The 22,680-nt window shown below is 71.0% G+C and carries 23 protein-coding genes and 1 riboswitch; of the genes, 21 read left to right on the top strand and 2 right to left on the bottom strand.

Annotation, left to right across the window (positions count from 1 at the left end):
- Positions 1 to 2 precede the first annotated feature (2 nt).
- From ABD912_RS04525 to ABD912_RS04425, 21 genes are all read left to right on the top strand, one after another.
- Complete coding sequence (locus ABD912_RS04525) at positions 3 to 524, top strand: DUF1990 family protein (RefSeq protein ID WP_345148799.1); 522 nt, start codon at positions 3 to 5, stop codon at positions 522 to 524.
- Between the two features lie 215 nt (positions 525 to 739).
- Entirely contained in the window at positions 740 to 2,419 is a 1,680-nt protein-coding gene (locus tag ABD912_RS04520; protein ID WP_345148797.1) for a ribonuclease J, read from the top strand.
- 329 nt (positions 2,420 to 2,748) lie between these two features.
- Positions 2,749 to 3,084, top strand: coding sequence for a flagellar FlbD family protein (locus ABD912_RS04515; RefSeq protein ID WP_345148795.1), 336 nt, complete (start codon positions 2,749 to 2,751; stop codon positions 3,082 to 3,084).
- A gap of 3 nt (positions 3,085 to 3,087) precedes the next feature.
- Complete coding sequence (locus ABD912_RS04510) at positions 3,088 to 3,855, top strand: motility protein A (RefSeq protein ID WP_345148793.1); 768 nt, start codon at positions 3,088 to 3,090, stop codon at positions 3,853 to 3,855.
- Positions 3,852 to 4,637, top strand: coding sequence for an OmpA/MotB family protein (locus ABD912_RS04505; protein ID WP_345148791.1), 786 nt, complete (start codon positions 3,852 to 3,854; stop codon positions 4,635 to 4,637). Before ABD912_RS04510 ends, ABD912_RS04505 begins: the two co-directional genes overlap by 4 nt.
- Positions 4,634 to 5,491 carry a flagellar motor switch protein FliM gene (locus tag ABD912_RS04500; protein ID WP_345148789.1) on the top strand — a complete coding sequence of 286 codons (858 nt, stop codon included), beginning with the start codon at positions 4,634 to 4,636 and terminating at the stop codon, positions 5,489 to 5,491. Before ABD912_RS04505 ends, ABD912_RS04500 begins: the two co-directional genes overlap by 4 nt.
- Positions 5,488 to 6,210, top strand: coding sequence for a flagellar motor switch protein FliN (gene fliN / locus ABD912_RS04495; protein WP_345148787.1), 723 nt, complete (start codon positions 5,488 to 5,490; stop codon positions 6,208 to 6,210). Before ABD912_RS04500 ends, fliN begins: the two co-directional genes overlap by 4 nt.
- The gene (locus tag ABD912_RS04490; RefSeq protein WP_345148785.1) at positions 6,211 to 6,573 is read left to right on the top strand and encodes a FliO/MopB family protein; all 363 of its coding nucleotides are present in this window, start codon (positions 6,211 to 6,213) and stop codon (positions 6,571 to 6,573) included.
- 44 nt (positions 6,574 to 6,617) lie between these two features.
- The gene (fliP, locus tag ABD912_RS04485) at positions 6,618 to 7,313 is read left to right on the top strand and encodes a flagellar type III secretion system pore protein FliP (protein ID WP_345149411.1); all 696 of its coding nucleotides are present in this window, start codon (positions 6,618 to 6,620) and stop codon (positions 7,311 to 7,313) included.
- A 2-nt stretch (positions 7,314 to 7,315) separates the two neighbouring features.
- A complete protein-coding gene (gene fliQ, locus ABD912_RS04480) occupies positions 7,316 to 7,585 on the top strand; it encodes a flagellar biosynthesis protein FliQ (protein ID WP_345148783.1) in 270 nt (89 codons plus the stop codon).
- Between the two features lie 4 nt (positions 7,586 to 7,589).
- Positions 7,590 to 8,348: a flagellar biosynthetic protein FliR gene (locus ABD912_RS04475; protein WP_345148782.1), complete on the top strand. Its 759-nt coding sequence runs from the start codon at positions 7,590 to 7,592 to the stop codon at positions 8,346 to 8,348.
- Positions 8,349 to 9,497, top strand: coding sequence for an EscU/YscU/HrcU family type III secretion system export apparatus switch protein (locus ABD912_RS04470; RefSeq protein ID WP_345148781.1), 1,149 nt, complete (start codon positions 8,349 to 8,351; stop codon positions 9,495 to 9,497).
- Entirely contained in the window at positions 9,494 to 11,542 is a 2,049-nt protein-coding gene (locus ABD912_RS04465) for a flagellar biosynthesis protein FlhA (protein ID WP_345148779.1), read from the top strand. The genes ABD912_RS04470 and ABD912_RS04465 overlap by 4 nt, the downstream gene beginning before the upstream one ends.
- 55 nt (positions 11,543 to 11,597) lie before the next feature.
- Positions 11,598 to 12,404 (top strand): hypothetical protein, encoded by an 807-nt coding sequence (locus ABD912_RS04460; protein WP_345148777.1) that lies wholly within the window; start codon positions 11,598 to 11,600, stop codon positions 12,402 to 12,404.
- 194 nt (positions 12,405 to 12,598) lie between these two features.
- Positions 12,599 to 12,689, top strand: a riboswitch (SAM riboswitch).
- 97 nt (positions 12,690 to 12,786) lie between these two features.
- Positions 12,787 to 14,448: an ABC transporter substrate-binding protein gene (locus tag ABD912_RS04455; RefSeq protein ID WP_345148776.1), complete on the top strand. Its 1,662-nt coding sequence runs from the start codon at positions 12,787 to 12,789 to the stop codon at positions 14,446 to 14,448.
- 5 nt (positions 14,449 to 14,453) lie between these two features.
- A complete protein-coding gene (locus ABD912_RS04450) occupies positions 14,454 to 15,413 on the top strand; it encodes an ABC transporter permease (RefSeq protein ID WP_345148775.1) in 960 nt (319 codons plus the stop codon).
- Between the two features lie 19 nt (positions 15,414 to 15,432).
- Complete coding sequence (locus ABD912_RS04445; protein ID WP_345148774.1) at positions 15,433 to 16,347, top strand: ABC transporter permease; 915 nt, start codon at positions 15,433 to 15,435, stop codon at positions 16,345 to 16,347.
- Between the two features lie 25 nt (positions 16,348 to 16,372).
- Positions 16,373 to 18,055 (top strand): ABC transporter ATP-binding protein, encoded by a 1,683-nt coding sequence (locus ABD912_RS04440; RefSeq protein WP_345148772.1) that lies wholly within the window; start codon positions 16,373 to 16,375, stop codon positions 18,053 to 18,055.
- 30 nt (positions 18,056 to 18,085) lie between these two features.
- Positions 18,086 to 19,354 carry an acyl-CoA dehydrogenase family protein gene (locus ABD912_RS04435; protein ID WP_345148770.1) on the top strand — a complete coding sequence of 423 codons (1,269 nt, stop codon included), beginning with the start codon at positions 18,086 to 18,088 and terminating at the stop codon, positions 19,352 to 19,354.
- Positions 19,355 to 20,770, top strand: coding sequence for an LLM class flavin-dependent oxidoreductase (locus ABD912_RS04430; RefSeq protein WP_345148768.1), 1,416 nt, complete (start codon positions 19,355 to 19,357; stop codon positions 20,768 to 20,770).
- A gap of 19 nt (positions 20,771 to 20,789) precedes the next feature.
- Complete coding sequence (locus ABD912_RS04425; RefSeq protein WP_345148767.1) at positions 20,790 to 21,041, top strand: carbon storage regulator; 252 nt, start codon at positions 20,790 to 20,792, stop codon at positions 21,039 to 21,041.
- A gap of 19 nt (positions 21,042 to 21,060) precedes the next feature.
- Here ABD912_RS04425 and ABD912_RS04420 read toward each other — a convergent pair whose 3' ends face one another.
- Entirely contained in the window at positions 21,061 to 21,354 is a 294-nt protein-coding gene (locus ABD912_RS04420; RefSeq protein ID WP_345148766.1) for a PqqD family protein, read from the bottom strand.
- On the bottom strand, positions 21,351 to 22,547 hold the full coding sequence (locus ABD912_RS04415) for a hypothetical protein (protein WP_345148765.1): 1,197 nt from the start codon (positions 22,545 to 22,547) through the stop codon (positions 21,351 to 21,353). Before ABD912_RS04415 ends, ABD912_RS04420 begins: the two co-directional genes overlap by 4 nt.
- Positions 22,548 to 22,680: the final 133 nt, after the last annotated feature.

Below are 22,680 nucleotides of genomic sequence, written 5' to 3'. Positions count from 1 at the left end.
GCATGCCGCATCAGCCCCTGGAAGACCGCGAACTGACCTATGCCGAGGTCGGCGCCACGCGGGGACCGCTTCCGGGCGGATACGCGACGTTCGTGGAGCGCCGCGTCCTGGGCAGCGGCGAGGAGCTGTTCCGTGCGGCGGCCGAACGGCTGCTGACCTGGCAGATGCACCGCGCGGCCGGGATCGGCGTTCCCGCCGCGGCCCCCCGCGCGGTGCCGGGGACGTCGGTGGCGCTGCGCCTCGGCCCCGGACGGCTGTCCCTGGAATTCGGCTGCCGGGTGGTGTACGTCATCGACGAACCCCGCCGCCAGGGGTTCGCCTACGGCACGCTGCCCGGCCACCCGGAGCGGGGCGAGGAACGGTTTTGCCTGCAGTGGCACGACGACGACACCGTTGAATTCGTCATCACCGCCTTCTCCAACCCCGCCCTCTGGTGGTCCAAGGCCGCTGCGCCCATCAGCCGCCGGGTCCAGCACGTCATCACCCGCAGGTACCTGCGCGCGCTGGAGGGCAGCGGATCCTAGCGCCGCTTGGCACCCGGCTGCGGCCGGTCCCGGCGCTGGCCCCGGATGCGGGCCCCGCGCGGTGGTAAAGTCAAGGGTGAGTATGCCGTCCCGCCGTTTTGCTGCGGGGCAGGCCGCCGGGCCACTCGGCCCCCGAAGATTTCACCGCCGGCAATCCGGTTTCGGGCGTTTCCGCCCATGATTGCCCCGCATTTGGAGTACCCGCTAGAGATTGGATGCCATTGACCACCCACCGCCGCCCCACACCGCCCGCACTGCCGAAGGGGGCCTTGCGCATCGTCCCGCTGGGCGGCCTCGGCGAAATCGGCCGCAACATGACCGTCTACGAGTACGCCGGCAAGCTGCTGATCGTGGACTGCGGCGTGCTCTTCCCGGAGGAGCACCACCCGGGCGTGGACCTGATCCTTCCGGACTTCTCCGCCATCCGCGACCGCCTCGACGACGTCGTCGGCCTGGTCCTCACGCACGGTCACGAGGACCACATCGGCGGCGTGCCGTACCTGCTCAAGGAGCGGGCGGACATCCCCGTGATCTCCGCGAAGCTCACGCTCGCGTTCGTCAAGACCAAGCTCCAGGAACACCGCATCACCGCCAAGATGGTGCACGTGCGGGAGGGTGACCGCAGGAAGCTGGGCCCGTTCGACCTCGAATTCCTGGCCGTCAACCACTCCATCCCGGACAGCCTCGCCGTGGCCATCCGCACGCCCGCGGGCATGGTGCTGCAGACCGGTGACTTCAAGATGGACCAGTTCCCCCTGGACCGCCGGATCACCGACCTGGCCGGCTTCGCGCGGCTCGGCGAGGAGGGCGTGGACCTGTTCCTGCCCGACTCCACCAACGCCGAGGTTCCCGGGTTCATGGCCTCCGAGGAGGAGCTGTACCCGGCGATCGACACCGTCATGCGGACCTCTCCGCAGAAGATCGTGGTCTCCAGCTTCGCCAGCCACGTGCACCGCATCCAGCAGATCATTGACGCCGCCCACAAGTACGGGCGCAAGATCGCGTTCGTGGGCCGGTCGATGGTCCGCAACATGGGCACCGCGCGCGAGCTCGGCTACCTGAAGATTCCGCGCGGCATGCTGGTGGACTTCAAGGAACTGGAGAAGCTGCCGCCGTCGAAGGCCGTGTTCATCTGCACCGGCTCGCAGGGCGAACCCATGGCCGCGCTGGCGCGCATGGCCAGCGGCGACCACCAGATCGACCTCCGGGACGGGGACACCGTGCTGCTGGCCAGCTCGCTGGTCCCGGGCAACGAGACCTCGATCTACCGGCTCATCAACGACCTCACCAAGCTCGGCGCCAACGTGGTGCACAAGGGCAACGCCAAGGTCCACGTCTCCGGCCACGCCTCCGCCGGCGAGCTGGTGTACTGCTACAACCTGGTGCGCCCGCGCAACGTCCTGCCGGTGCACGGCGAGTACCGCCACCTCAAGGCCAACGCGGAGCTCGCGGTCCGCACCGGAGTGGACCCCAAGCAGACCCTCATCGTCGAGGACGGCACCACGATCGACCTCAAGGACGGCGTGGCGCGCGTTTCCGGCTACGTCCAAGCGAACTACGTCTACGTGGAGAACCTGGTGGCCGGCGCCGCCACGGAGGAATCCCTGCAGGACCGCATCCGCCTAGCCGAGGACGGCGCGATCACCGTCCTGGCGATCGTGAACCCGGAGAGCGGACAGCTGGAGGAGGACCCCGAGTTCTTCCCCGTCGGCTTCAGCCCCACCACGGCCGAACTGGAGAAGGCCACCGGCGTCGTGGAAAAGACCCTGGCCGGGCTCAAGCGGGAGAAGACCGGGCCGCAGGCCGAACGCGCCATCTCCGAGGCGCTGGTGCGCTGGTCGGACCGCGCGCTGCGGCGCAAGCCGGTGGTCACGGTCATCATCGTCGAGGCCTAGGCCAAAGCACCCGCGCGCGAGCGGGACCACACACAAACGGCACGACGCCGGCACCTTGGGTGCCGGCGTCGTGCCGTTTCGCCGGGGGCGCCTTTTCGTCCGCGGCACCTTTTCGACGACGGTTCCCGCCCCCCACTCCCGTTTCGCCAAGGGTTGATGCTGGGTTTGGGCCCCAAACCCAGCATCAACCCTTGGCGAAACGCGGGGGAGGAGCGGCAAGCGTTGGCGGAAAGAAAGTGGGGGAGCGGGTGCTAACGGGGCGGGAGTGACTGCCGATAGCAGGCCGTAACGGCACCAGGCCGTGCACTATCGGCGGAAGGAAGCCACTGGTGATCGTTGTGACCACGCTGAACGGCCGGCCCGCCGCCGTCAACGCCGAACTCGTCGAACGCATCCACGAGAATCCGGACACCACGCTGGTGCTCATCGACGGCAAGCGCCTGGTGGTCCGCGAAAGCATGGCCGAGGTCATCGGCCTGATCGACCAGGCCAAGGCCCGGGTCCTGCGGCTCGCCGCGGGCCGCCCGGAGGCTCCTCCCGCAGCGGGCCCCATCCTGGAAGAGCCGAACCCTGCTCAGGTGGACCCTGCACGGCCGGATCCCGCACAGCCGGACTCCCACAAGCTGGACACCCGCGAGCCGGACCTTGAAAAGATTGGACGCTAAGGCATGGATCCCTTGCTGATCATCGGGCTCCTGCTCGCCTTCGGCTCCGTCGTGGCCATGGTCTTCATGGAAGGCGCCCACCTCAGTTCGCTGCTGCTGCCGGCGCCGATCGTGCTGGTGGTCGGGGCCACCATCGCCGTGGGGCTGGCCAGCACCACCTGGCGGGACGCCCTGCACGGCGTCAAGCTGCTGCCGCGCACCTTCATGGGCAAGGTGCCGCCGCCGGCCGAGACGATCGAGCGCCTCGTCGGACTGGCCCGCACCGCCCGCGCCGAGGGCCTGCTCGCCCTCGACGCGACGCTGGCGAACACCACGGACCGGTTCGAGCGCACCGCCCTGCAGGGCATCGTCGACGGCGTGCCCGGCGACGAACTGCGCACCATCCTCGAGGAGGAGATCGGCACCCGCGAGCGCGCCGATGCGGCCGGGGCCGGCCTCTTCAGCAGCATGGGCGGCTACGCCCCGACCATCGGCATCATCGGCACCGTCGTCTCGCTGACGCACGTGCTGGAGAACCTGTCCGAACCCGACCACTTGGGGCCGATGATCGCCGCGGCATTCGTCGCCACCCTGTGGGGCCTGCTCACCTCCAACTTCGTCTGGCTGCCGATCGCTGCCCGCATGGAGCGCATCTGCGCCCTGGAGACCGAGGAGATGGTGCTGGTCATGGAGGGCTCCCTAGCCATCCTTGACGGCAGCCAGCCGGCCCTGCTGGAGGACCGTCTCAAGGCCATGGTCCCCAAGCACCGCCTGCCGGCGGAAGCGGCATGAGCCGCCGGGGCGCGGCCAAGAAGCACGGAGGGGGCGGCCACGGGTCCGGCCAGGACCGCTGGATGGCCTCCTACATGGACATGGTCACCGTGCTGATGTGCCTGTTCATCGTGCTGTTCGCCATGTCCTCGATCGATCGGAGCAAGTACGAGGCGCTCAAGAGTTCCCTCGCGCAGGGCTTCGGCACGGTGGAGGATGGAACCCGGACCGCCGCCGCGGTGGTGGTGGAGGATCGGGAATCCGAGGTCGACGCCCCCACCGACCTGAACGTGCTGCGCCAGCACCTGGAGCAGGCCCTGGAACGTGAGGGGATGGACGAGGCCGTGGACCTCCAGATGGGCCCCAACGGGCTGACCGTGCGCCTGGTGGGCTCGGAAACCTACTTCAAGACCAACAGCGACCAGCTCACCGCCAAGGCCCGCAAGGTGCTCGGCGCGGTTGGGCCGGAGCTGGCCGCGGCGGGCCGGGAGCTCTCCATCGAGGGCCACGCCGACTACCGCACCACGGCGGCACCCTACGAAACCAACTGGGACCTCTCCGCGGCCCGCGCGGTGACGGTCTTGCGCCACCTGGTGGAGCGCGACGGCGTTTCCGCGGCGGAGATCAGCGCCACCGGCTTCGGCGACGCCCAGCCCCTCACCGACGGCAAGGACAGCAAGTCCCTGAGCCTGAACCGCCGCGTGGACATCGTGGTCCTGTCCGGGGACACCGGGGAAACGCCGGCCGGTGCCGCCGAGGGAACCACCGACACCAACGACGCGCAGGCGGACGAGCACAAATGACCGTGGAAACCTACGACTTCAACCGGCCCAGCACGCTGGCCCGCGAACACAGCCGCGTCCTGGAAGTGGGCTTCGAGACCTTCGCCCGCCAGTGGTCCACCCAGCTGACCGCGAAGGTCCGCGCCAAGGCCCTGGTCACCAGCGACTACGTGCTGATGCAGACCTACGACGAGTACGTCGCCCAGATGCCGTCCATGACCGCCATGGTGCTGTGCTCGGTCGAGGGCCACGGCGCCCGGATCGTGGTGCAGTTCCCGGTCGCCTCCGCCCTGGACTGGATCGCCCGGATGCTCGGGGGCCGCTCCGCCTCCGTCCCCGAACGCAAGCTCACCCAACTGGAAGCGACCCTGGTCAGCCGGCTCACCGCGGAGACCCTGGAGGACCTGCGCTACTCGCTCGGCTCCCTCATCACCGGCCCGCTGGTCGTGGAGGGCATCCAGTACAACGCGCAGTTCGCGCAGGCCGCCGCCATCACCGACCTGATGATCGTCGCGGGCTTCACCATGCGCGTCGGCTCGCTCGCCGGCGGCGCCACCGTCGCCATCCCGGCGGACCTGCTGCTGACCCGGCTTGGCGCGGCCAACCCGGTGGCCGATGCCGAGGGCGCCCGCGACCTGGTGGAGGCCCAGCTCGCCGCCGTCCCCATGGACGTCTCGCTGTCCCTGGAACCGCTGCCGGTGCGCCCGGCGGACATCCTGGGCCTGAAGGTCGGCGACGTCCTTACGCTCAACCACGCCCGCCACCGCCCCTTCGACCTCACCGTCGGCGGCCGCACCATCGGCCGCGCCGCCGTCGGCACCAGCGGCTCCCGCCTGGCCGCCCATGTCACCGCCCTCGAGGAGAACAACCGATGACCGAACCCCGTTCCCGGCAGGAACAGCTCGCCCGCGCCGCCGAGGCGGCCGCCGCGGCCTACCCCGCGCAGACCCCGCTGTCCGCCGCGCCGGAGCAGATGCCCCTGGGCACCGCCGCGACCTGGGTCGGCGCCGGTTTCATCGGCACCGTCTCGGCGGACCTGGTGCTGGGCGTGCTCGACGACGCCGCGCTGGCCGCCGCGGCAGGCGTCCCCACCGGCACGGTCGCCCCGCGCGACGTCCTGCACGGCACGCTTGAGGCCGCCGTCGCCGGCTTCGGCACCGGCGTCCTGGGCGAGTCCTACCTGGCCGACCCGGCCCTGTTCATGGCCTCCGCCGACGCTTCCACCTATGCGCTGCGCGACGCGTTCGGGAACATCGTCGCGTGGTTCGGCATCTCGGTGAGCACGGCGGTCCCCGCGGCCGCCCCCAATACCCCCGCGGCGACGGACTTCCCGGTCGACGTCGCCGCGGGCCTCAACCGCATCTCCTCGGTCGAAATGCAGCTGACCGTCGAGATCGGCCGCACCCGCATGAGCGTGCGCGACGTCCTGAACCTGGAGCCGGGCAAGATCGTGGAGCTTGACCGCTCCGCGGGCGCCCCGGCCGACGTGCTGCTCAACGGCCGCAAGATCGCCCACGGCGAGGTCGTCGTCGTCGACCAGGACTACGCCATCCGCATCACCCGCATCCTTGACTCGGCGGAGGACCACTCCTAGGTGGACTCGCTCTTCCTGGTCCTGCGCGTCGCGGTCTCGCTGGCGGCGGTCCTCGGGCTGCTCTGGTACCTGCAGCGCCGGTTCGCCGGCCGCCTCGGGACCCACCAGCGCGCCGGCGTGTCCGTGCTCTCCCGCACCCCGCTCGGCGCGAAGTCGCAGGCCGTGGTGCTGGAGGCGCACGGGCGCCGCTACCTGCTGGGAGTGACCGAGCACGGGGTCAACGTGCTCGACGACGACCTGCCGCAGGCGCCGGAAGCGGCGTCCAATGCGGGACCGACGGCGGTGCCGGAGGAGGTCCGGCCCCCGGTTGCCCTCCCGTGGCTGCCCGAGCTGCAGCAGAAGCGGGGGCGAAGGGCGCTGTGAGCCTGTTTGTTTTGGCCGACCCGTCGCTGCTGGCCGGCCTGCCGATGACGCCTCTGGACGACGCCGGCAGCGGCGGCTTCGGCATCGAGATCAACGGCCCGGACGGCACCCCGTCGGCGGCGATCACCACCCTGATCAGCATCGCGCTGCTGGCGGTCGCCCCGGCGCTGCTGCTGATGATGACCAGCTTCACGAAGATCTTCGTGGTCCTGGCGCTGGTGCGCAACGCGCTGGGCCTGAACACCATTCCGCCCAACCAGGTCATCGCCGGGCTGTCCCTTTTCCTGACCTTCTTCATCATGTGGCCGGTGATCGGGGAGATCAACACGGCCGCCGTCGTGCCCTACCTGGACGGGCAGACGACGTTCTCGGTGGCGGCGGAGCACGCCGCCGAGCCGTTGCGCAACTGGCTGCTGGCCTACACCCGCGAGGAGGACATCGCGCTGATGATCCGCGCGGCCGGGCTCGACAACCCGGCCACCCCCGCGGACGTGGAACTGACCACGCTGGTGCCCGCGTTCATGGTCTCCGAGTTGCGGGCGGCCTTCATCATCGGCTTCGTGGTGTTCGTTCCCTTCCTGGTGATCGACCTGGTGGTTTCCTCCGCGCTGATGGCCATGGGCATGATGATGCTCCCGCCGGTGATGGTTTCGCTGCCGTTCAAGATCCTGCTCTTCATCCTCGTGGACGGCTGGGGCCTGGTGGTCACCGCCCTCATCAGCAGCTACCGGGGAGGCTGACCGTGGATCCGAACGCCGTCATCGACATCGGGGTGCAGGGCCTCATGGTCGCCGCCAAGGTGGCCGCCCCGGTGCTGATCACCTCGCTGGTGGTTGGCTTCGCCATCTCCCTGGTCCAGTCGATCACCCAGATCCAGGAGGTCACCCTCTCCTTCGTGCCCAAGGCCATTGCCGTGGCGATCGCGCTGGCCGTCTGCGGGCACTGGATGATCCAGGAGATGGTGTCCTTCACCCACCGGATGTTCGACCGCATCCCCGGGCTGCTGGGATAGCGCGATGTTCATCCCCCTCGACGCGGTGTGGATCGAGGCCGTGGGCCTCTCCGCGGTGCGGATGACCGCCTTCCTGGCCATCGCCCCGCCGTTCTCCCACCGGTCGATCCCGAACAACGTCAAGGCCATGCTCGGGGTGGGGCTGGCGCTGGCGGTGTCCCCGCGGGTGACGCAGGGGTACCAGACGCTCTCCAACACCGCCTACCTGGGCGCCCTGGTGATGGAGGTCGCCACCGGGGCGCTCTTCGGTTTCCTGGTGCTGCTGCTCTTCTCCGCCCTGCAGTCCGCCGGCGCGCTGATCGACCTCTTCGGCGGGTTCTCCCTGGCCATGGCCTACGATCCCGGGGGCCAGGTCAACGGCGCCCAATTCACCCGCCTGTTCCAGCTGGCCGGGATCGTGCTGCTTTTTGCCAGCGACGGCTACCAGTTGGTCATCTCCGGGCTGCTGCGCACCTTCACCGCGATCCCGCCCGGCACCGGCTGGAACCTCGGCGCATCCAGCGAAACGCTGATCGCGTCGCTGACCCAGATGTTCCTCGCCGCCGTGCAGGTCGCCGGGCCGCTGATCGTGGTCCTGTTCCTGGCCGACGTCGGACTGGGCCTGGTCAGCCGCGTCGCCCCGGCGCTGAACGCGTTCGCGCTCGGCTTCCCGCTGAAGGTCCTGATGACGCTGGCCTTCGCCGGATTCATCTTCATCGCCCTGCCGCAGGTGGTCTCCGGCCTGGTGGACCGGGCCCTCGAATCCATCGGGGAGGTGCTGTAGGTGTCCGACGCCCAGGAACGCACCGAGCAGGCCACCGACAAGCGCATGAAGGAGGTGCGGGAGAAGGGCAAGCTGCAACGCTCCCAGGACCTCACCGCCTGGCTGGCGGTCGGCGCCGCCCTCGCCACCCTGCCGGTGGTGATCCCCGCGGCCACCGACGCAGCCGTGACGCAGTTCTTCACCGCCCTCACCGTCGCCTCCGCCCCCGAGCCGGGCCGGGCGCTGGCCGTGCTCGAGGACGGGCTCGGCTCGATCCTGCTGACGCTGGCCCCGATGCTCGCCGCCGCCGTGGTCGGGGTGCTGGCCGCCGCGGTGCTGCAGGGCCGGGTCACCTTCCGCAAGTTCACGCCCAAGTTCGAGCACTTCAACCCCATCACCGGGCTCAAGGGCACGTTCGGGCCGCAGGCGCTGTGGAAGGGCCTGCAGGCGCTGCTGAAGACCGTGGTGGTGGGCCTGGTGCTCTACGTGGTGGTGCAGGCGGCGGTGCCGGTCCTGCTCGCCTCCGGCAGGATGCCGGTCACCGCGGTGCTGGCGCACGCGGGGGAGTCGGTGGGAACCATGCTGCAGGTGGCCGTGGCCGCCGGCGTCGGGCTGGCGGTGGTCGACGTCCTGATGGTGCGCAAGCGCAACACCAAGCAGACCCGCATGTCCCGGAAGGAAGTCCAGGACGAGCACAAGAACACCGACGGCGATCCGCTCATCCGCTCCCAGCGCCGCGCCCGCCAGCGCCAGCTGAGCCGGAACCGCATGATTTCCGCGGTGGCGGACGCCGACGTCGTGCTGGTGAACCCCACGCACGTGGCCGTGGCGCTGAAGTACGACGCCGGGAAGGCGGCCCCGCGCGTGTCCGCCACCGGGCAGGGGCACATCGCCACGCGCATCCGCGAGGAGGCCGAGCGGCACCGGGTGCCGATGGTGCGCGACGTTCCGCTGGCCCGCGCCCTGCACAAGCAGTGCCGGCTCGGCGACGAGATCCCGGTGGACCACTACGGCGAGGTCGCCGCGGTGCTGGCCTTCGTCATGCGCCTGCGCCGGCGCGGCAACGCTGCCGGGGTCCACACCGTGCCGAAGACGCCGCCCCCGCCCCGCCACCGCGCCAACACCCCCACCGACACACGCACGCAAGCCCACACAGGAGGAACCTCGTGAAGGTGAAGCTCTCCCAACTGGCGGTCCCGCTGGGGATCGTGGGGATCATCCTGCTCCTGGTGGTCCCGGTCCCCGCGCCGCTGCTGGATGTCCTGATCGTCACCAACATCCTGCTGGCCCTGCTGATCCTGCTGACCAGCATCTTCACGAAGAAGCCGCTGGACTTCTCCGTGTTCCCCTCGGTGCTGCTGGTCGCCACGATGTTCCGGCTGGGCCTGAACGTCGCCTCCACCCGCCTGGTGCTGGGCGAGGCGCACGCGGGGCAGGTGATCGACGCGTTCGGGCAGGTTGCCGTGGGCGGGTCGCTGATCATCGGCATCGTGGTGTTCCTGATCCTGGTGGTCATCCAGTTCGTGGTGGTCACCAAGGGCGCCGAGCGCGTGGCCGAGGTCGGTGCGCGCTTCACCCTCGACGCCATGCCGGGCAAGCAGATGGCCATCGACGCGGACCTGAACGCCGGCCTGATCACCGACGTGCAGGCCCGCGAGCGCCGCGCCGAGGTCTCCGCGGAGGCGGACTTCTACGGCGCCATGGACGGCGCCTCCAAGTTCGTCAAGGGCGACGCGATCGCGGGTCTGGTCATCATCATCGTGAACCTGGTCGGCGGCGTGGCGATCGGCATGATCCAGAACGGGCTGGCGATCGGCGAGGCGCTGAACACCTACGCGCTGCTGACCATCGGCGACGGGCTGGTCACGCAGATTCCGGCCCTGCTGATGGCGGTGGCCACCGGCATGATCGTCACCCGCTCCGCGGCGGAGGAGGACATGGCCTCCTCCGCTTCCCGGCAGCTGACCCAGTCCAGCCGGGCGCTCTACATCGCGGCCGCCGGCGCCGCGGTCATGGGGATGATCCCGGGCATGCCGATCCTGGTGTTCCTCGGGGCCGCCGTGCTGCTGGTGGTGATGGCGCGCTCGGTCACCAAACGCGACGCTGCGGAGGCCCTCAGCGCCCAAACCGCGGCGGCCGAGGTCGCCGCCGCCCCCGCCCAGGACCCGGCCCGCGAACTCATGGAACAGATGCGCGTGCCGGCGCTGGAGGTGCTGCTGGCCACCGACCTGGTGGGCCTGGTCACCGGTGCCAGCGACGACCTGCTGGGCCGGGTGAAGTCGCTGCGCCGGAAGATGGCGCTGGAGATCGGCATGGTGATCCCGCCGGTGCGCACCCGCGACAGCGTGGAGCTGCCCCCGGGAACCTACTCGATCCGGGTGGCCGGCGTGGAGGCCGCCTCCGGCACGCTGCCGGCGGGCATGCTGCTGGCCCTGGGCGGCAACCTGGGCAACCTGCCCGGCACCGCCACAGTGGACCCGGTGTTCGGCCTGGACGGCAAGTGGGTGCCCACCGAGCTGCGCTACAGCGCCGAACTGGCCGGCTGCACGGTGATCGACCGGGTGTCGGTGCTGATGACGCACCTGTCCGACGTCGTCTCCCGCAACGCCGCGCGGCTGCTCTCCCGCGAGGACGTGCGCGCGCTCAACGAGGCGCTGAAGGAGGAGAGCCCGTCCGCGGTGGAGGAGCTGGTCCCGAACCTGCTCACCCTGGCCGAGGTCCAGCGGGTGCTCCAGGGCCTGCTCGCCGAGCAGGTCCCCATCAACGACCTCGCCCGCATCTACGAGGCGCTCACCCTGCGCGCCCGCGCCTCCACCGACCCGGAGCCGCTGGTGGAGTCCGCCCGCGCCGGGCTGGGCCCGGCGGTCGTGGCACCCTACGTGCGCGAGGGCGTGCTGACGGTCATCACGTTCGAGCCGCGGGCCGAACAGCTCATGCTGGAGGGGTTGCGCCCGGCCGACGCGGGCACCCAGATCCTGCTGGAGCCGCAGCGGCTGGACGCGCTGACCCAGTCGCTGCGGGTGGCCCTGGACCGCGCCGCGGCGGCGGACCGGCGGCCCGTGCTGGTGTGCGCGCCGGCGCTGCGCCCGGCGGTGCGCCGGCTGGTGCTGCCGCACGCCGATCTGCCCGTGCTCAACTACCAGGAAGCGACGGCCGCGGCCGCGCGCATCGACACCGTGGGGGTGGTGAACCTTGCAGACGCCATCAAGGTTTAGGGACAAGACGCTGGAGGGCGCCCGGAGGGCGGCGGCCGCGGCGCTGGGACCGGACATGCGCATCGTCTCGGCGGAGCGGATCACCCGCGGCGGACTCGGCGGGTTCTTCGCCAGCCGCTATTTCGAGGTCACCGCCGTGCCCGGCCCGGCGTCCTCGGCGGTCCTCGCGTCCCCGGTGGCCGGGGACCCTGCGGCGGATGTCCGGCTGCCTGGCCACATGCGCCCCGGTGGCCCGGTCAGCCCCGGCGCCCTGGCGGCCCTGCTGGACGCGGCCGACGCCGGGGACGGCGCGGTTTCCGGCGTCGTGCCGGATGGGGCGCCGGGCGGTGTGGCCGCCCCGCCGGTGTCTACCGTGGCCCCGGAGTTCGACCGCCTGCTGGCGGGCCTGGAGCGGGAAGTGGGCGGGTCCAAGCTGCCCGGCCCGGGGCAGATCCTGCTGCTGGCCGGCGTTCGCGATGATGCCTTGCGCGGGGCCAAGCTGCTGTCCAGGGCCACGGCGCTGGAGGGCGTGTGCACCTACGGGGTGCTGCGCACGGAGAACCTGCCGCGCTGGGGCGGAGAAGCGGCCAGCCTGCGCGCGCCGGGTCCCCTGGTGGTGGCGCTGGGGCTGGGCAGCCGCTGGGACGCGCTCGCTCAAAGCATGGTGGGCCGGGTGCCGGCGGATGCCATCTGGGCCGTGGTGGACGCCGGGCGCAAGCCGGAGGACACCCGGGCCTGGGTCGAGGGCCTGTGCGGGGCCGGACCGGTCGGCGGCATCGTGGTGGTGGGGGAGAAGGGCACGGCCACCCCGCACACCCCCGCCGAACTGGGCCTGCCGATCCTGCTGGCCGGCAACGGGGAACTCGCCCCCGGCCGGGACTAGGGCATTTAGGGGACCGAGGGCAAACGCGCTGCAGCGTGCGCGTCACAAGGCGTCCTATGACGCGTTTATGAACAATTGCGATGGCTCGCGGCCGGCATGTGTCCATTTGTTTCGCGGAAGCGGCCCCGCGCTTGGCCGCGTCGAAGATCCTGCAACAGACTTACTGGCGTCCGGAAGATTCCCGGGCCACCCACACACCATCCAGAGCGGCTGAGAGACCTGGCTCGATGACGTCGCAGCAACCACCCTTCGGGGAAGCGGTGCTAACGCCAGGACCGATGGAGATTGCCAAGCTCCCATGTCCCCGCCGGCCGGCCACGTGCCCGGCCGCGGTTCCCTGACGTGTCTTGGCGTTCCTCGGTCACGACCGAGAGGATCCGCCATGGAACCCACACAGCGCACACAGAACCGCCCGTCCCGGAAGGCGGAACGTAGCGTCCGCCTGCTCGCCCTGCTTGGGGTCGCTTCCCTCGCCCTGGCCGGCTGCTCCACCGGCACGGCCGGCCCCGCGGCCTCCGGAAGCGCGCCCGCCGGAGAGCCGGTCCAGGGCGGGACGTTCGTCTTCGCCGAGGTCACTCCCATCAACACCTGGCAGACCCAGGCGGCCCGCTTCTACGAGAAGGCCAACGTGCTCAACAGCGTGCTGGACCGGCTGACCTACTACGACGCGGAGCGCGGCGAACTGGTCGGATGGATCGCCAGCAAGTTCACCGCCAACGAGGCGCAGACCGAATTCACCTTCACCATCCGCGACGGGGTGACCTTCAGCGACGGGACGCCGCTGGACGCCGCGGCCGTCAAGGCCAACCTTGACGCGCTGGGCAACGGCATCGAGTCCGCCCAAATCCAGCCGAACGTGGACTTCTCCGCCTACAAGTCCTCCAAGGTGGTCGGCGACAACCAGGTCAAGGTGACGCTGGAGAGCCCGGACGCCAACTTCCTGCGCGCCACCTCGTCCGTCACCGCCGGCCTCGTTTCCCCGGCGACCCTCGAACTGGACAACGCCGGCCAGTCGGCGATCTCCAAGATCGTGGGCTCCGGTCCGTTCGTCTTCGAGTCCGAGAAGAAGGACGAGGAGGTCACCTTCGCGAAGCGGGCCGACTACGCCTGGGCCCCGGAGACCGCCGACAACCAGGGCGCTCCCTACCTGGACAAGCTCGTCGTGAAATACCTCCCGGAGGTCGCCCACCGCGCCGGAGCCATCCAGTCCGGCCAGGTGGACCTGGTCCGCGGGCTCCAGCCGGCCGATGAAGCGGCCGTCGAAGGCAGCGGGGACCAGGTGCTGCCCGCCAAGGGCATCGACCTCACCGCCAACATGGCAGCCGTGCGCATCGGCAGCGGCAAGCTGGAGGACGCCAAGGTGCGCCAGGCCCTGCAGTCCGGCATCGACCGCCAGTCCATCAAGGACACCGTGCTCTCCGACAGCTACACCATGGCCGGCTCGGTGCTGAACCACGCGGCTGTTGGCTTCGTCGACCTGTCCGAGGAGCTCGCCTACGATCCGGAGCGGTCCAAGCAGCTGCTGGACGAGGCAGGCTGGACCGCGGGCGCCGACGGCGTCCGCGAGAAGGACGGGAAGAAGCTCGAGGTCACGGTGACCTCGTCCAACAACTCCGTGGTGATCAAGCCGGCCTTCGAGCTGATCGAGCAGCAGTGGCGCGAGATCGGCGTCAAGCTCGTCAACCGGGCCGCCGACAACACCTTCCTCGCCACCGCGATGATCGACCCCAACATCGAGTTCTTCGGCACGCGCCAGTTTGCCTACGGCGGCCTCGGCCCGGTCTTCGGCCCGGCGACCAACACCCAGACGCTGAACGCCGACACCGAGCTGAATGCCCTGTTCAAGAAGGAGCGCTCCGCCACCTCGGAGGAGGAGCACCTCGAACTCGTCGCCGAGGAGCAGCGCCAGCTCGTGGTCGACCAGGCCCTGTCGCTGGTGCTGTGGGACGAGGTCCAGGTCTACGGCGGCAACGCGGACGCCCACGTCGAGTTCACCTCGGGCACCGCGCCCATCTTCCAGGGCGCCTGGAAGACCGGGGAGTAACCCTCATGGCCGCCTACATCGCACGGCGCGTCGGGCAGGCGCTCCTGGTCGTCTGGCTCGCCTACACGCTGGTCTTCCTGGCCGTGCAGCTGCTGCCGAACGATCCGGTAACGATCTTCCTGTCCGCGGATGCGGCCGCAGACCCGGCGACGATCGCGGCGATGAAGGCGCAGTATGGCTACGACCAGCCCCTGATCGTGCAGTACCTGGCCCAGCTCGCCGGGCTGCCGCGCGGGGACGTCGGCTACTCGCTGGCATCGGGGCAGCCGGTGGCCGAGCGCATCGGCTCGGTCATCGGCTCCACCCTGGCCCTCGCGGCCAGCGCCTTCGTGGCCGCCGTGGTCCTGGCCGTGGCCCTGGCCGCGGCCGCGACCCTGGCCCGACAGGGCTGGCTGAAGCGCCTCATCCTCAACCTGCCGCCGCTGTTCGCCGCGGTGCCGGTGTTCTGGCTGGGCCTGGTTCTGCTGCAGGTGCTGTCCATCCAGCTGGGCGTCATGTCGCTCTTCCCGGACGGCTCGTTCGCCTCGCTGGCGGTTCCCGTCCTGGTGTTGGCGGTCCACGTCTCGGCCCCGATCGCCCAGGTGCTGCTCAAGAGCCTCGACCACGTGTACGCGCAGCCGTTCATCGACGTGCTGCGGGCCAAGGGCGCGTCGCCGGCCTGGATCTTCTACCGGCACGCGTTGAAGAACGCCGCGGCCCCGGCGATGACCATTAGCGGCATCACCGTTGGCACCCTGCTGGCCGGATCGGTCATCACCGAGACCGTGTTCGCGCGGTCGGGGCTCGGTCAGGTGGTGCTCCAGGCAGTCACTGCCCAGGACGTGCCGCTGGTCCAGGGCCTGGTCCTGCTGACCGCTACGGCGTTCGTCGCGGTCAACCTGATGGTCGACCTCGTCTACCCTCTGCTCGATCCGCGGATCCTGAAGAGCGGCATCCACGGCGCACCGCGCGCCCTGGCCGCCTGAAACCGAACGGAGCTGACCCATGAGCGTCATTCTCGACGAATCCGCGGCTCTGCCGACCGCCGCGCCGGCCGCCGCCACCCCCGCAGGGCAGGCCGGCGTTCCGGGCCTGGGGAGCCCGGGCAAGACCCGCGCGTCGATCCTGCGTTCCCCTTGGCTGTGGCTCACGGCGCTGCCGCTGCTGCTGGTCGTGGGTTGGGCCCTGCTGCCGGGGGCCTTCACCGGCTACGACCCGACGCTGGGCGTGCCCAGCGAGAAGTTCCAGGGGCCCAACGCCACCCATTGGTTCGGAACCGACCACCTGGGCCGCGACGTCTATGCCCGCGTCGTCCACGGGACCTCGCAGACCATGCTCACCGCCGGCCTCGCCGTCCTGATCGGGCTCGTGGCCGGCACGGGGCTGGGACTGCTGGCCGCCACCGCCGGGCGTGTGGCCGACGCGGCGACCATGCGGCTGGTGGACGTCCTGCTCGCGGTCCCCGGCTTCCTGGTCTCGCTGATCATCGTGACGGCCTTCGCGCCGGGGCCCATCTCGCTGGGCGTCGGCGTCGGAATCGCCTCGATCGCCTCGTTCGCCCGCGTGGTCCGGTCCGAGGTCCTGCGCGTACGGAGCCTGGACTACGTCGAGGCGGCCTTCCTCAACGGCGGAACCTACCTCTCGGTGGTCCGGAAGCACATCCTGCCCAACGCCTGCGGGCCGGTCCTGGCCCTTCTGGCCGTGGACCTGGGGGCCGCCATCCTGGCAATTTCCGGACTCGGCTTCCTCGGCTTCGGCTCCCCGCCGCCGACGCCGGAATGGGGGCTGCTCATCGCCGAAGGCCGGCAGTACCTCGCCACCGCCTGGTGGCTGACCAGCCTCCCCGGCCTGGTGATCGTCGCCGCCGTCGTGCTGCTGGCCGGGCTCGGCCGGCAACTCCAGAAACTCTTCCGCATCTAGCCTTCCGTTCCATCAGGAGCCCACCATGACCGCCACACCCGCCTCCGGCACCCCCTCCGGGGCCAGTGCCCTGCCCGCGGCCAGCGCCCTCCTCGAGGTGAAGGGCCTGACCATCCGCTACGGCCGGTCCGACGACGCCGTCGTCGCCGCCGACGCGCTGGACCTGACCCTCAAGCCCGGGGAGATCGTCGCCCTCGTGGGCGAATCCGGTTCCGGGAAGTCCACGCTGGCCAAGGCGATCATCGGCCTGCTGCCGGAGAGTGCGCAGATCCCTTCCGGCGCGATCCGCTTCGAGGGCAAGGACCTGCTGGCCCTCAGCGAAAGGCAGTACGAGCAGGTCCGCGGCCGCAGCATCGGCATGGTGCCGCAGGATCCCGGCGCCTCGCTGGACCCGGTGAAGACCATCGAGTCGCAGGTCGCCGAGACGTTCCGGCTGCACCCCGACGGGCGGCGGCGCTCCCGGGCCGAACTGCGCGAGGAAGTGGTCCGGCTGCTTGAACTCGTGGGCATCGACCGCCCCCGCGAGCGGCTGAAGCAGTACCCCCATGAACTCTCGGGCGGCTTGAAGCAGCGCGTCCTGATCGCCATCGCGTTCAGCCTCGGCCCGCGGCTGCTGATCGCCGACGAACCGACGTCCGCGCTGGACGTCACCGTGCAGCGTACGGTGCTGGAGGTGTTCGGGCGGCTGGCCCGGGACCACGGGACCGCGGTGGTCTTCGTGACGCACGATCTCGCCGTGGCCACCGATCTGGCCGACCGGATCGTGGTCATGCAGTCCGGGCGGATCCGCGAGGACCGGCCGGTCGCCGACATCCTCGCCGCGCCCGATCACCCCTACACCGTGGAACTGCTGGCCGAAGCCGCCCCGGCGGTCCCGGCCGCCCCGGCGCAGGACGCCGCCCCGGTGGCGGAGAACGCCCCGGTGCCCGCCATCGAGGCCGTCGGGCTGACCAAGGCCTTCGGCCGCGGCGCCGCGGAACACCTCGCCGTCGACGGGGTCTCCTTTGCGGTGCGCCCCGGAACCACCTTCGCGCTGGTGGGGGAGTCCGGCTCCGGGAAGTCCACCACGGCCCGGATGGTCATGCGGCTGCTTGACGCCGACGCCGGCCAGGTCCGCATCGCCGGCGAGGACGTCACCGCGGTGCGCGGCGCCGCCAAGCGCGAGCTGTGGCGGAGCCTGCAGCTGGTCTACCAGAACCCCGACTCCGCCCTGGATCCCCGGCTGGACATCACGGACATCGTCGCCGAACCGCTGGTGAACTACCGGATCGGTTCGCGAGCCGCCCGCCGCGCCCGCGTCGCCGAGCTGCTGGAGCAGGTCAACCTGCCCTCCCGGCTCGCCGGCCTGCGTCCCAGGGAACTGTCCGGGGGCCAGCGGCAGCGCGTCGCGATCGCGCGCGCCCTCGCCCTCGGTGCACGGACCCTGGTCCTTGACGAGGCGCTCTCCGCCCTCGACGTGCTCACCCAAGCGCAGGTCCTCGAGCTGCTCGAGGACCTGCAGAGCCGGCTGGGCCTGTCCTACCTGTTCATCTCCCACGACCTGCACGTGGTGGAGCGCATCTCCCACGACGTCGGCGTCATGCGCCGGGGCAAGCTCGTGGAAACCGGACCCACCGACAGGGTGTTCGCGAACCCGCAAAGCGAGTACACCTCGCTGTTGCTCGAATCGAACCCCGGCCACCGACTGCGCGAACTCGCAGCCCGCTAGCCCCACCGACCAGCCCAGGAAAGGCAGGCCATGACCTCCACCCCCATTCGGGAACTCAGCGACGAGGCACGCTACGCCCGGCTCGCGGCCCGCTTCCGGCCCGTCTTCGGGCGCATCGCCGAAGGCGCGTTCGAGCGGGAGGCCAAGAGGATCCTGCCCTTCGAGCAGGTGGCCTGGCTCAAGGAGGCGGGCTTCACGGCGCTGCGGGTCCCCGCCGAACACGGCGGCGAGGCGGTGAGCCACGAGCACCTCTTCCGGCTGCTGGTCGAACTGGCCGAGGCCGACTCCAACGTCTCGCACCTGCTGCGCTCGCACTTCTCCTTCGTCGAGACCATCGCCCTGCAGCCGCGCGACTTCCGGGACCGCTGGTTCCCGCGCGTGCTGGGCGGCGAGATCTTCGGCAACGCCGCCACCGAGCGCTCCGGCAACGCGCTGGGTACCACCCGGACCAAGCTCAGCCTGGAGGGCGGCCGCTGGCTGCTGAAGGGCGAGAAGTTCTACACCACCGGCAGCATCTTCGCCGACTGGGTGGTGGTGATGGCCAGCACCGAGGGCGTCGAGGGCCGCCAGTACGCGCTGGTGCCCGTGGAGGACCCGGCCGTGACGATCGTCGACGACTGGGACGGCTTCGGCCAGCCGCTCACCGGAACCGGGACGGCGGTGTTCGACGACGTCGTGGTCGACGCGGCGGACATCATCCAGCGCAAGGTCTCCAGCACCCTGGAGCCCGCCTTCTTCCAGCTGGCGCTGCTCTCGGTCCTGGCGGGCATCGGACGCGCGGCGCTGCACGACGCCTCCACGCTGGTCCGGGACCGCACCCGCACCTTCAACACCGGGTCCGGGGCCCTGTTCCGCGACGATCCGCTGATTCAGGAGCGGGTCGGCCAGATCGCGGCCGGCGTCTACGCCGCCGAGGCCATCGTCGTGGCCGCGGCCCGCGACCTCGACGCCGCCGTCGACCCGGACCTGGGGCTGGACGCCACCGCCGCCTTCCTCCGCGCGGAGCTCGGCGTGCAGAGCGCCCACGTGACTGTCCCGCAGCTGGTGCTCGACGCCGCCGGCGCGCTGTTCGACGTCACCGGGGCCTCCTCCACCTCCCGCGGCAAGGCGTTGGACCGGCACTGGCGCAACGCGCGCACCGTGGCCACCCACAACCCGGTGGTGTTCAAGGCCCGCGCGGTCGGCGACTACCACGTCAACGGGACCATTCCGCAGGGCCTGAACAGCATCGGCGACGCCCCCGCGGCACCCGCCCACGCCGCGGGCGCCGACAACTCCGCAACGAACGAGGTGCGCTAGATGGGAACCTTCGACACCCGGCCGCGCCTGCTGCTCAGCGCGTTCCTGATGAACACCTCCAGCCACATCCTCGGCGGCCAATGGCGCCACCCGGAGGCGCAGCAGCACCGCTTCCACGAGCTGTCGCTGTGGACCGACCTCGCCCGCCAACTCGAGGACGCGAAGTTCGACGCGATGTTCTTCGCCGACGTGGTGGGCCTCTACGGCGACCACGAGGGCGGCTGGGCCTCCCTGGTGCGCAAGGGCATGCAGGTTCCCTCACACGATCCGCTGGTGCTGCTGTCCGCGCTCTCGGCCACCACGAGGGACATCGGGCTGGCGATGACGAGCTCGATCATCCAGTCGGAGCCCTACCAGCTGGCCCGCCAGCTCTCCACCCTGGACCACATCTCCGGCGGCCGGGTCGCGTGGAACGTCGTCACCAGCGTGCTGGAGAACTCGCACCGCAACTTCGGCGCGGAAGGGCTGACCGCCCATGATGACCGCTACGACTGGGCGGACGAGTACATGGAGGCCGCCTACAAGCTGTGGGAGGGCTCCTGGGAGGACGGCGCCGTGCTCGCCGACAAGCAGGGCGGGATCTTTGCCGACCCGGCCAAGGTCAACAAGATCCACCACCGCGGCAAGCGCTACTCCATCGAGGGCCCGCACCTGGCGATCCCCAGCCCGCAGCGCACGCCGTTCCTCTTCCAAGCCGGCAGCTCCACCCGTGGACGGTCCTTCGCGGCCGCCAACGCCGAGGCCACGTTCCTGTTCGCGCCACACACCGACTACGTCCGCAAGCAGGTGGGCCAGCTGCGCGCCCTGGAGTCGGAGGCCGGGCGCTCGCCGGGCGACGTCAAGGTCTTTGCCGGACTGTCCTTCGTGATCGGCAGCACCGAGGAGGAGGTGCGTCGCAAGGAGGCCGAATACGACGAGTACCTGGACCCGCACGCGATCATCGCCCACATCGGCGGCGGCATCGGCGTCGACCTGGGTGGACTCGATTTGGATACGCCGCTGGGCGAGCTGGAGACCGAGGGTGCGCGCGGCGTGCTGGAGGCCGCGATCGCCGCAGTGCCCGGCGGGAAGCCCACGATCGGGGACCTGGCCCGCTACCGGGCCAAGGCCCAGCAGATCGCCGGCACGCCGGAGCAGATCGTCGACGAGCTCGAACGCTGGCAGGACGCCGGCATGGACGGCGTCAACGTGATGAACCAGATCCTCCCGGGGTCCTACACCGACTTCATCGACGGTGTGCTTCCGGAGTTGCGCCGCCGCGGCTTGGCGCAGACCGAGTACGCGCCGGGCACGCTGCGGGAGAAGGTCTTCGTCCGGGGGCCGCTACTGGAGGCCAGCCACCCCGCGGCCCGGTACCGCGGGGCGTTCACGGAGCACTCCGCCGCGGCCACCGAGCGGGAAACCGCCCAGGCATAGCGGGCGGTAGACTCGGACGATGCTTGTTCTCACCCGCAAGGCCGGCGAACAGATCGCACTCGGGCCTGACATCGTCGTGAAGGTCGTCGAGGTGCGCGGCGACGTGGTGAAGCTCGGCATCGAGGCCCCTCCGGGCGTCCGGATCCAGCGCCAGGAGGTGCTCGACGCCGTCGCTGCCGCCAACTCGGAGGCCGCGTCCTCCGCCGCCCCCGACCTGTCCGCGCTGCGTGCCCTCGTGGCGGCCGCCGAGCGCGGGAAACCGAAGGCCTGAGCCCGGCCCCGGGCCCGCCTCAGTCCGTGCGGGCCAGGCCCTGGGTGCGCAGCGATTCGAGGAACCCGCCGACCTGGTCCGCGATCTCCGACGCCGGCATCCCGTAGTCGGCGGCGACACGATCGGCCACCTCCGCCGCGGTGCCCGGTTCCGCCAGGGCGCGCCAGATTCCTGCCGCGGAGTCGGCCAGCACCACGGGCTGGCTGCCGTCCAGGTCCAGGTCCAGGACGGCGAAGCGCCCGCCTCCCTCCGATTCGGCCACGGCGAGGTTCTCCGATTTCCGCCACACGGGCCGGCCGATTTCGCGGCTCATACGGCCACCGCCAGGATCCCGCGCTGGACCAGGGCCTCCAGGTGCTCGGCCAGCAGAACATCGGCCTCCGGATGGTCGCCGAACTCGCGCACGACGGCGCCCTTCAGGTCCGCCGGCCCGCACCAGTCCCGTGCGGCGTGCCAGAGCGCCGGACCGATCCCGGACAGCACCGAGAGCCGTTCGCCGTGCAACAGCACCAGGTCGTCGCCGACGGCCACCGCGTCGTCCACCTCCACCCGCCGGCAGGACCCGGCTTCGGCCGGTCCGCCCTGGGACTCCCCGGGACGGCCGCCCCGAATGTCCACGGGCGGCAGCGCCCGCCACTGGCTCCCTGCCGGGGACAGCGCACCCCCTGCGCCCTCCCGGGCATCCGGCGCCCCGGCCAGCAGTCCATCCACCAGGGGCACGAGTTGTTCGGCTTCGGCGTAGCGCAGCCGACGGAGGCCGCCGCAGGCGTCCAGCGTTTCGCACAGCCGCACCAGGCCCCGATCCAGGGCGGCGAGGGAGGAGATCTGCGGGGCAAGCCCTTCCAGCGCCTCCAGCAGCGGGACCACCTCGGCGGTGGCCGAACCGGTCTCCCCGGTCCGGTCCCGGTGAAGCACGGCCACCACGGCCAGCCGCGGATCGGCCGGAGCCGGGAGCAGTCCCAAGGCGTCGGGGGAGTACTGGGTCTTCGGGCGCAGGCCGGACGCCGGGAGCACGGAAAGGGGCTTCGCGAACGCCGCCATGGACAGGTCCGTCCGCACCGCGGCGGTTTCGTCGGTGACGTAGCCGAACACCTTCCCCAGCGTCCGGGTTGCCGTGGTCTTCCCGGTGCCGCTGGCGGCGGCCAGCACGATCGTCGCGCCCGTCGCCGGGCAGGCCAGCGCGGCGGCGTGGAACATCAGCAGCTCCCCGCGGCCGGAGTCGATGCCCGCCCGGGTGGCCCGGTGGACCAGGTCCTCGTGGAACCGCGTCCAGTCCCCGGACCCGCGCTCCATGCGGTCCACCACCGTGGGCTCACTGCCGTCCGGCAGGCACCGGGACCAGGCGTCGGCCAGTTCGGATGTCTCCCCGGGTGTCAGCCCGTCCACCTCCACCCGGCCGCCCAAGGCTGCCAAGGAAAACGCGGCCAGGGGGAACGACGCCGGGGCGCCGGCTTCGGTGCCCGGCCCTACGGATCGGGTCCCTGCGGTCCCTGCCTGATGCACCATCCGTGTGCGTCCTCCCTAATTGATTCCTTGGGTCATCCAAATTGCGTGAAACGGCTCCGTCCGGCGGGCCGCAGCCCAGCCGCGCAGCCCAACCCTGGCCGGCGACCCGCAGACGGCTGGCTAGAGTAAAGGC

It is taken from the genome of Arthrobacter ginkgonis, from assembly GCF_039540195.1.
Taxonomy (GTDB): domain Bacteria; phylum Actinomycetota; class Actinomycetes; order Actinomycetales; family Micrococcaceae; genus Zafaria; species Zafaria ginkgonis.
This window is presented reverse-complemented; position numbering and strand designations above follow the sequence as displayed.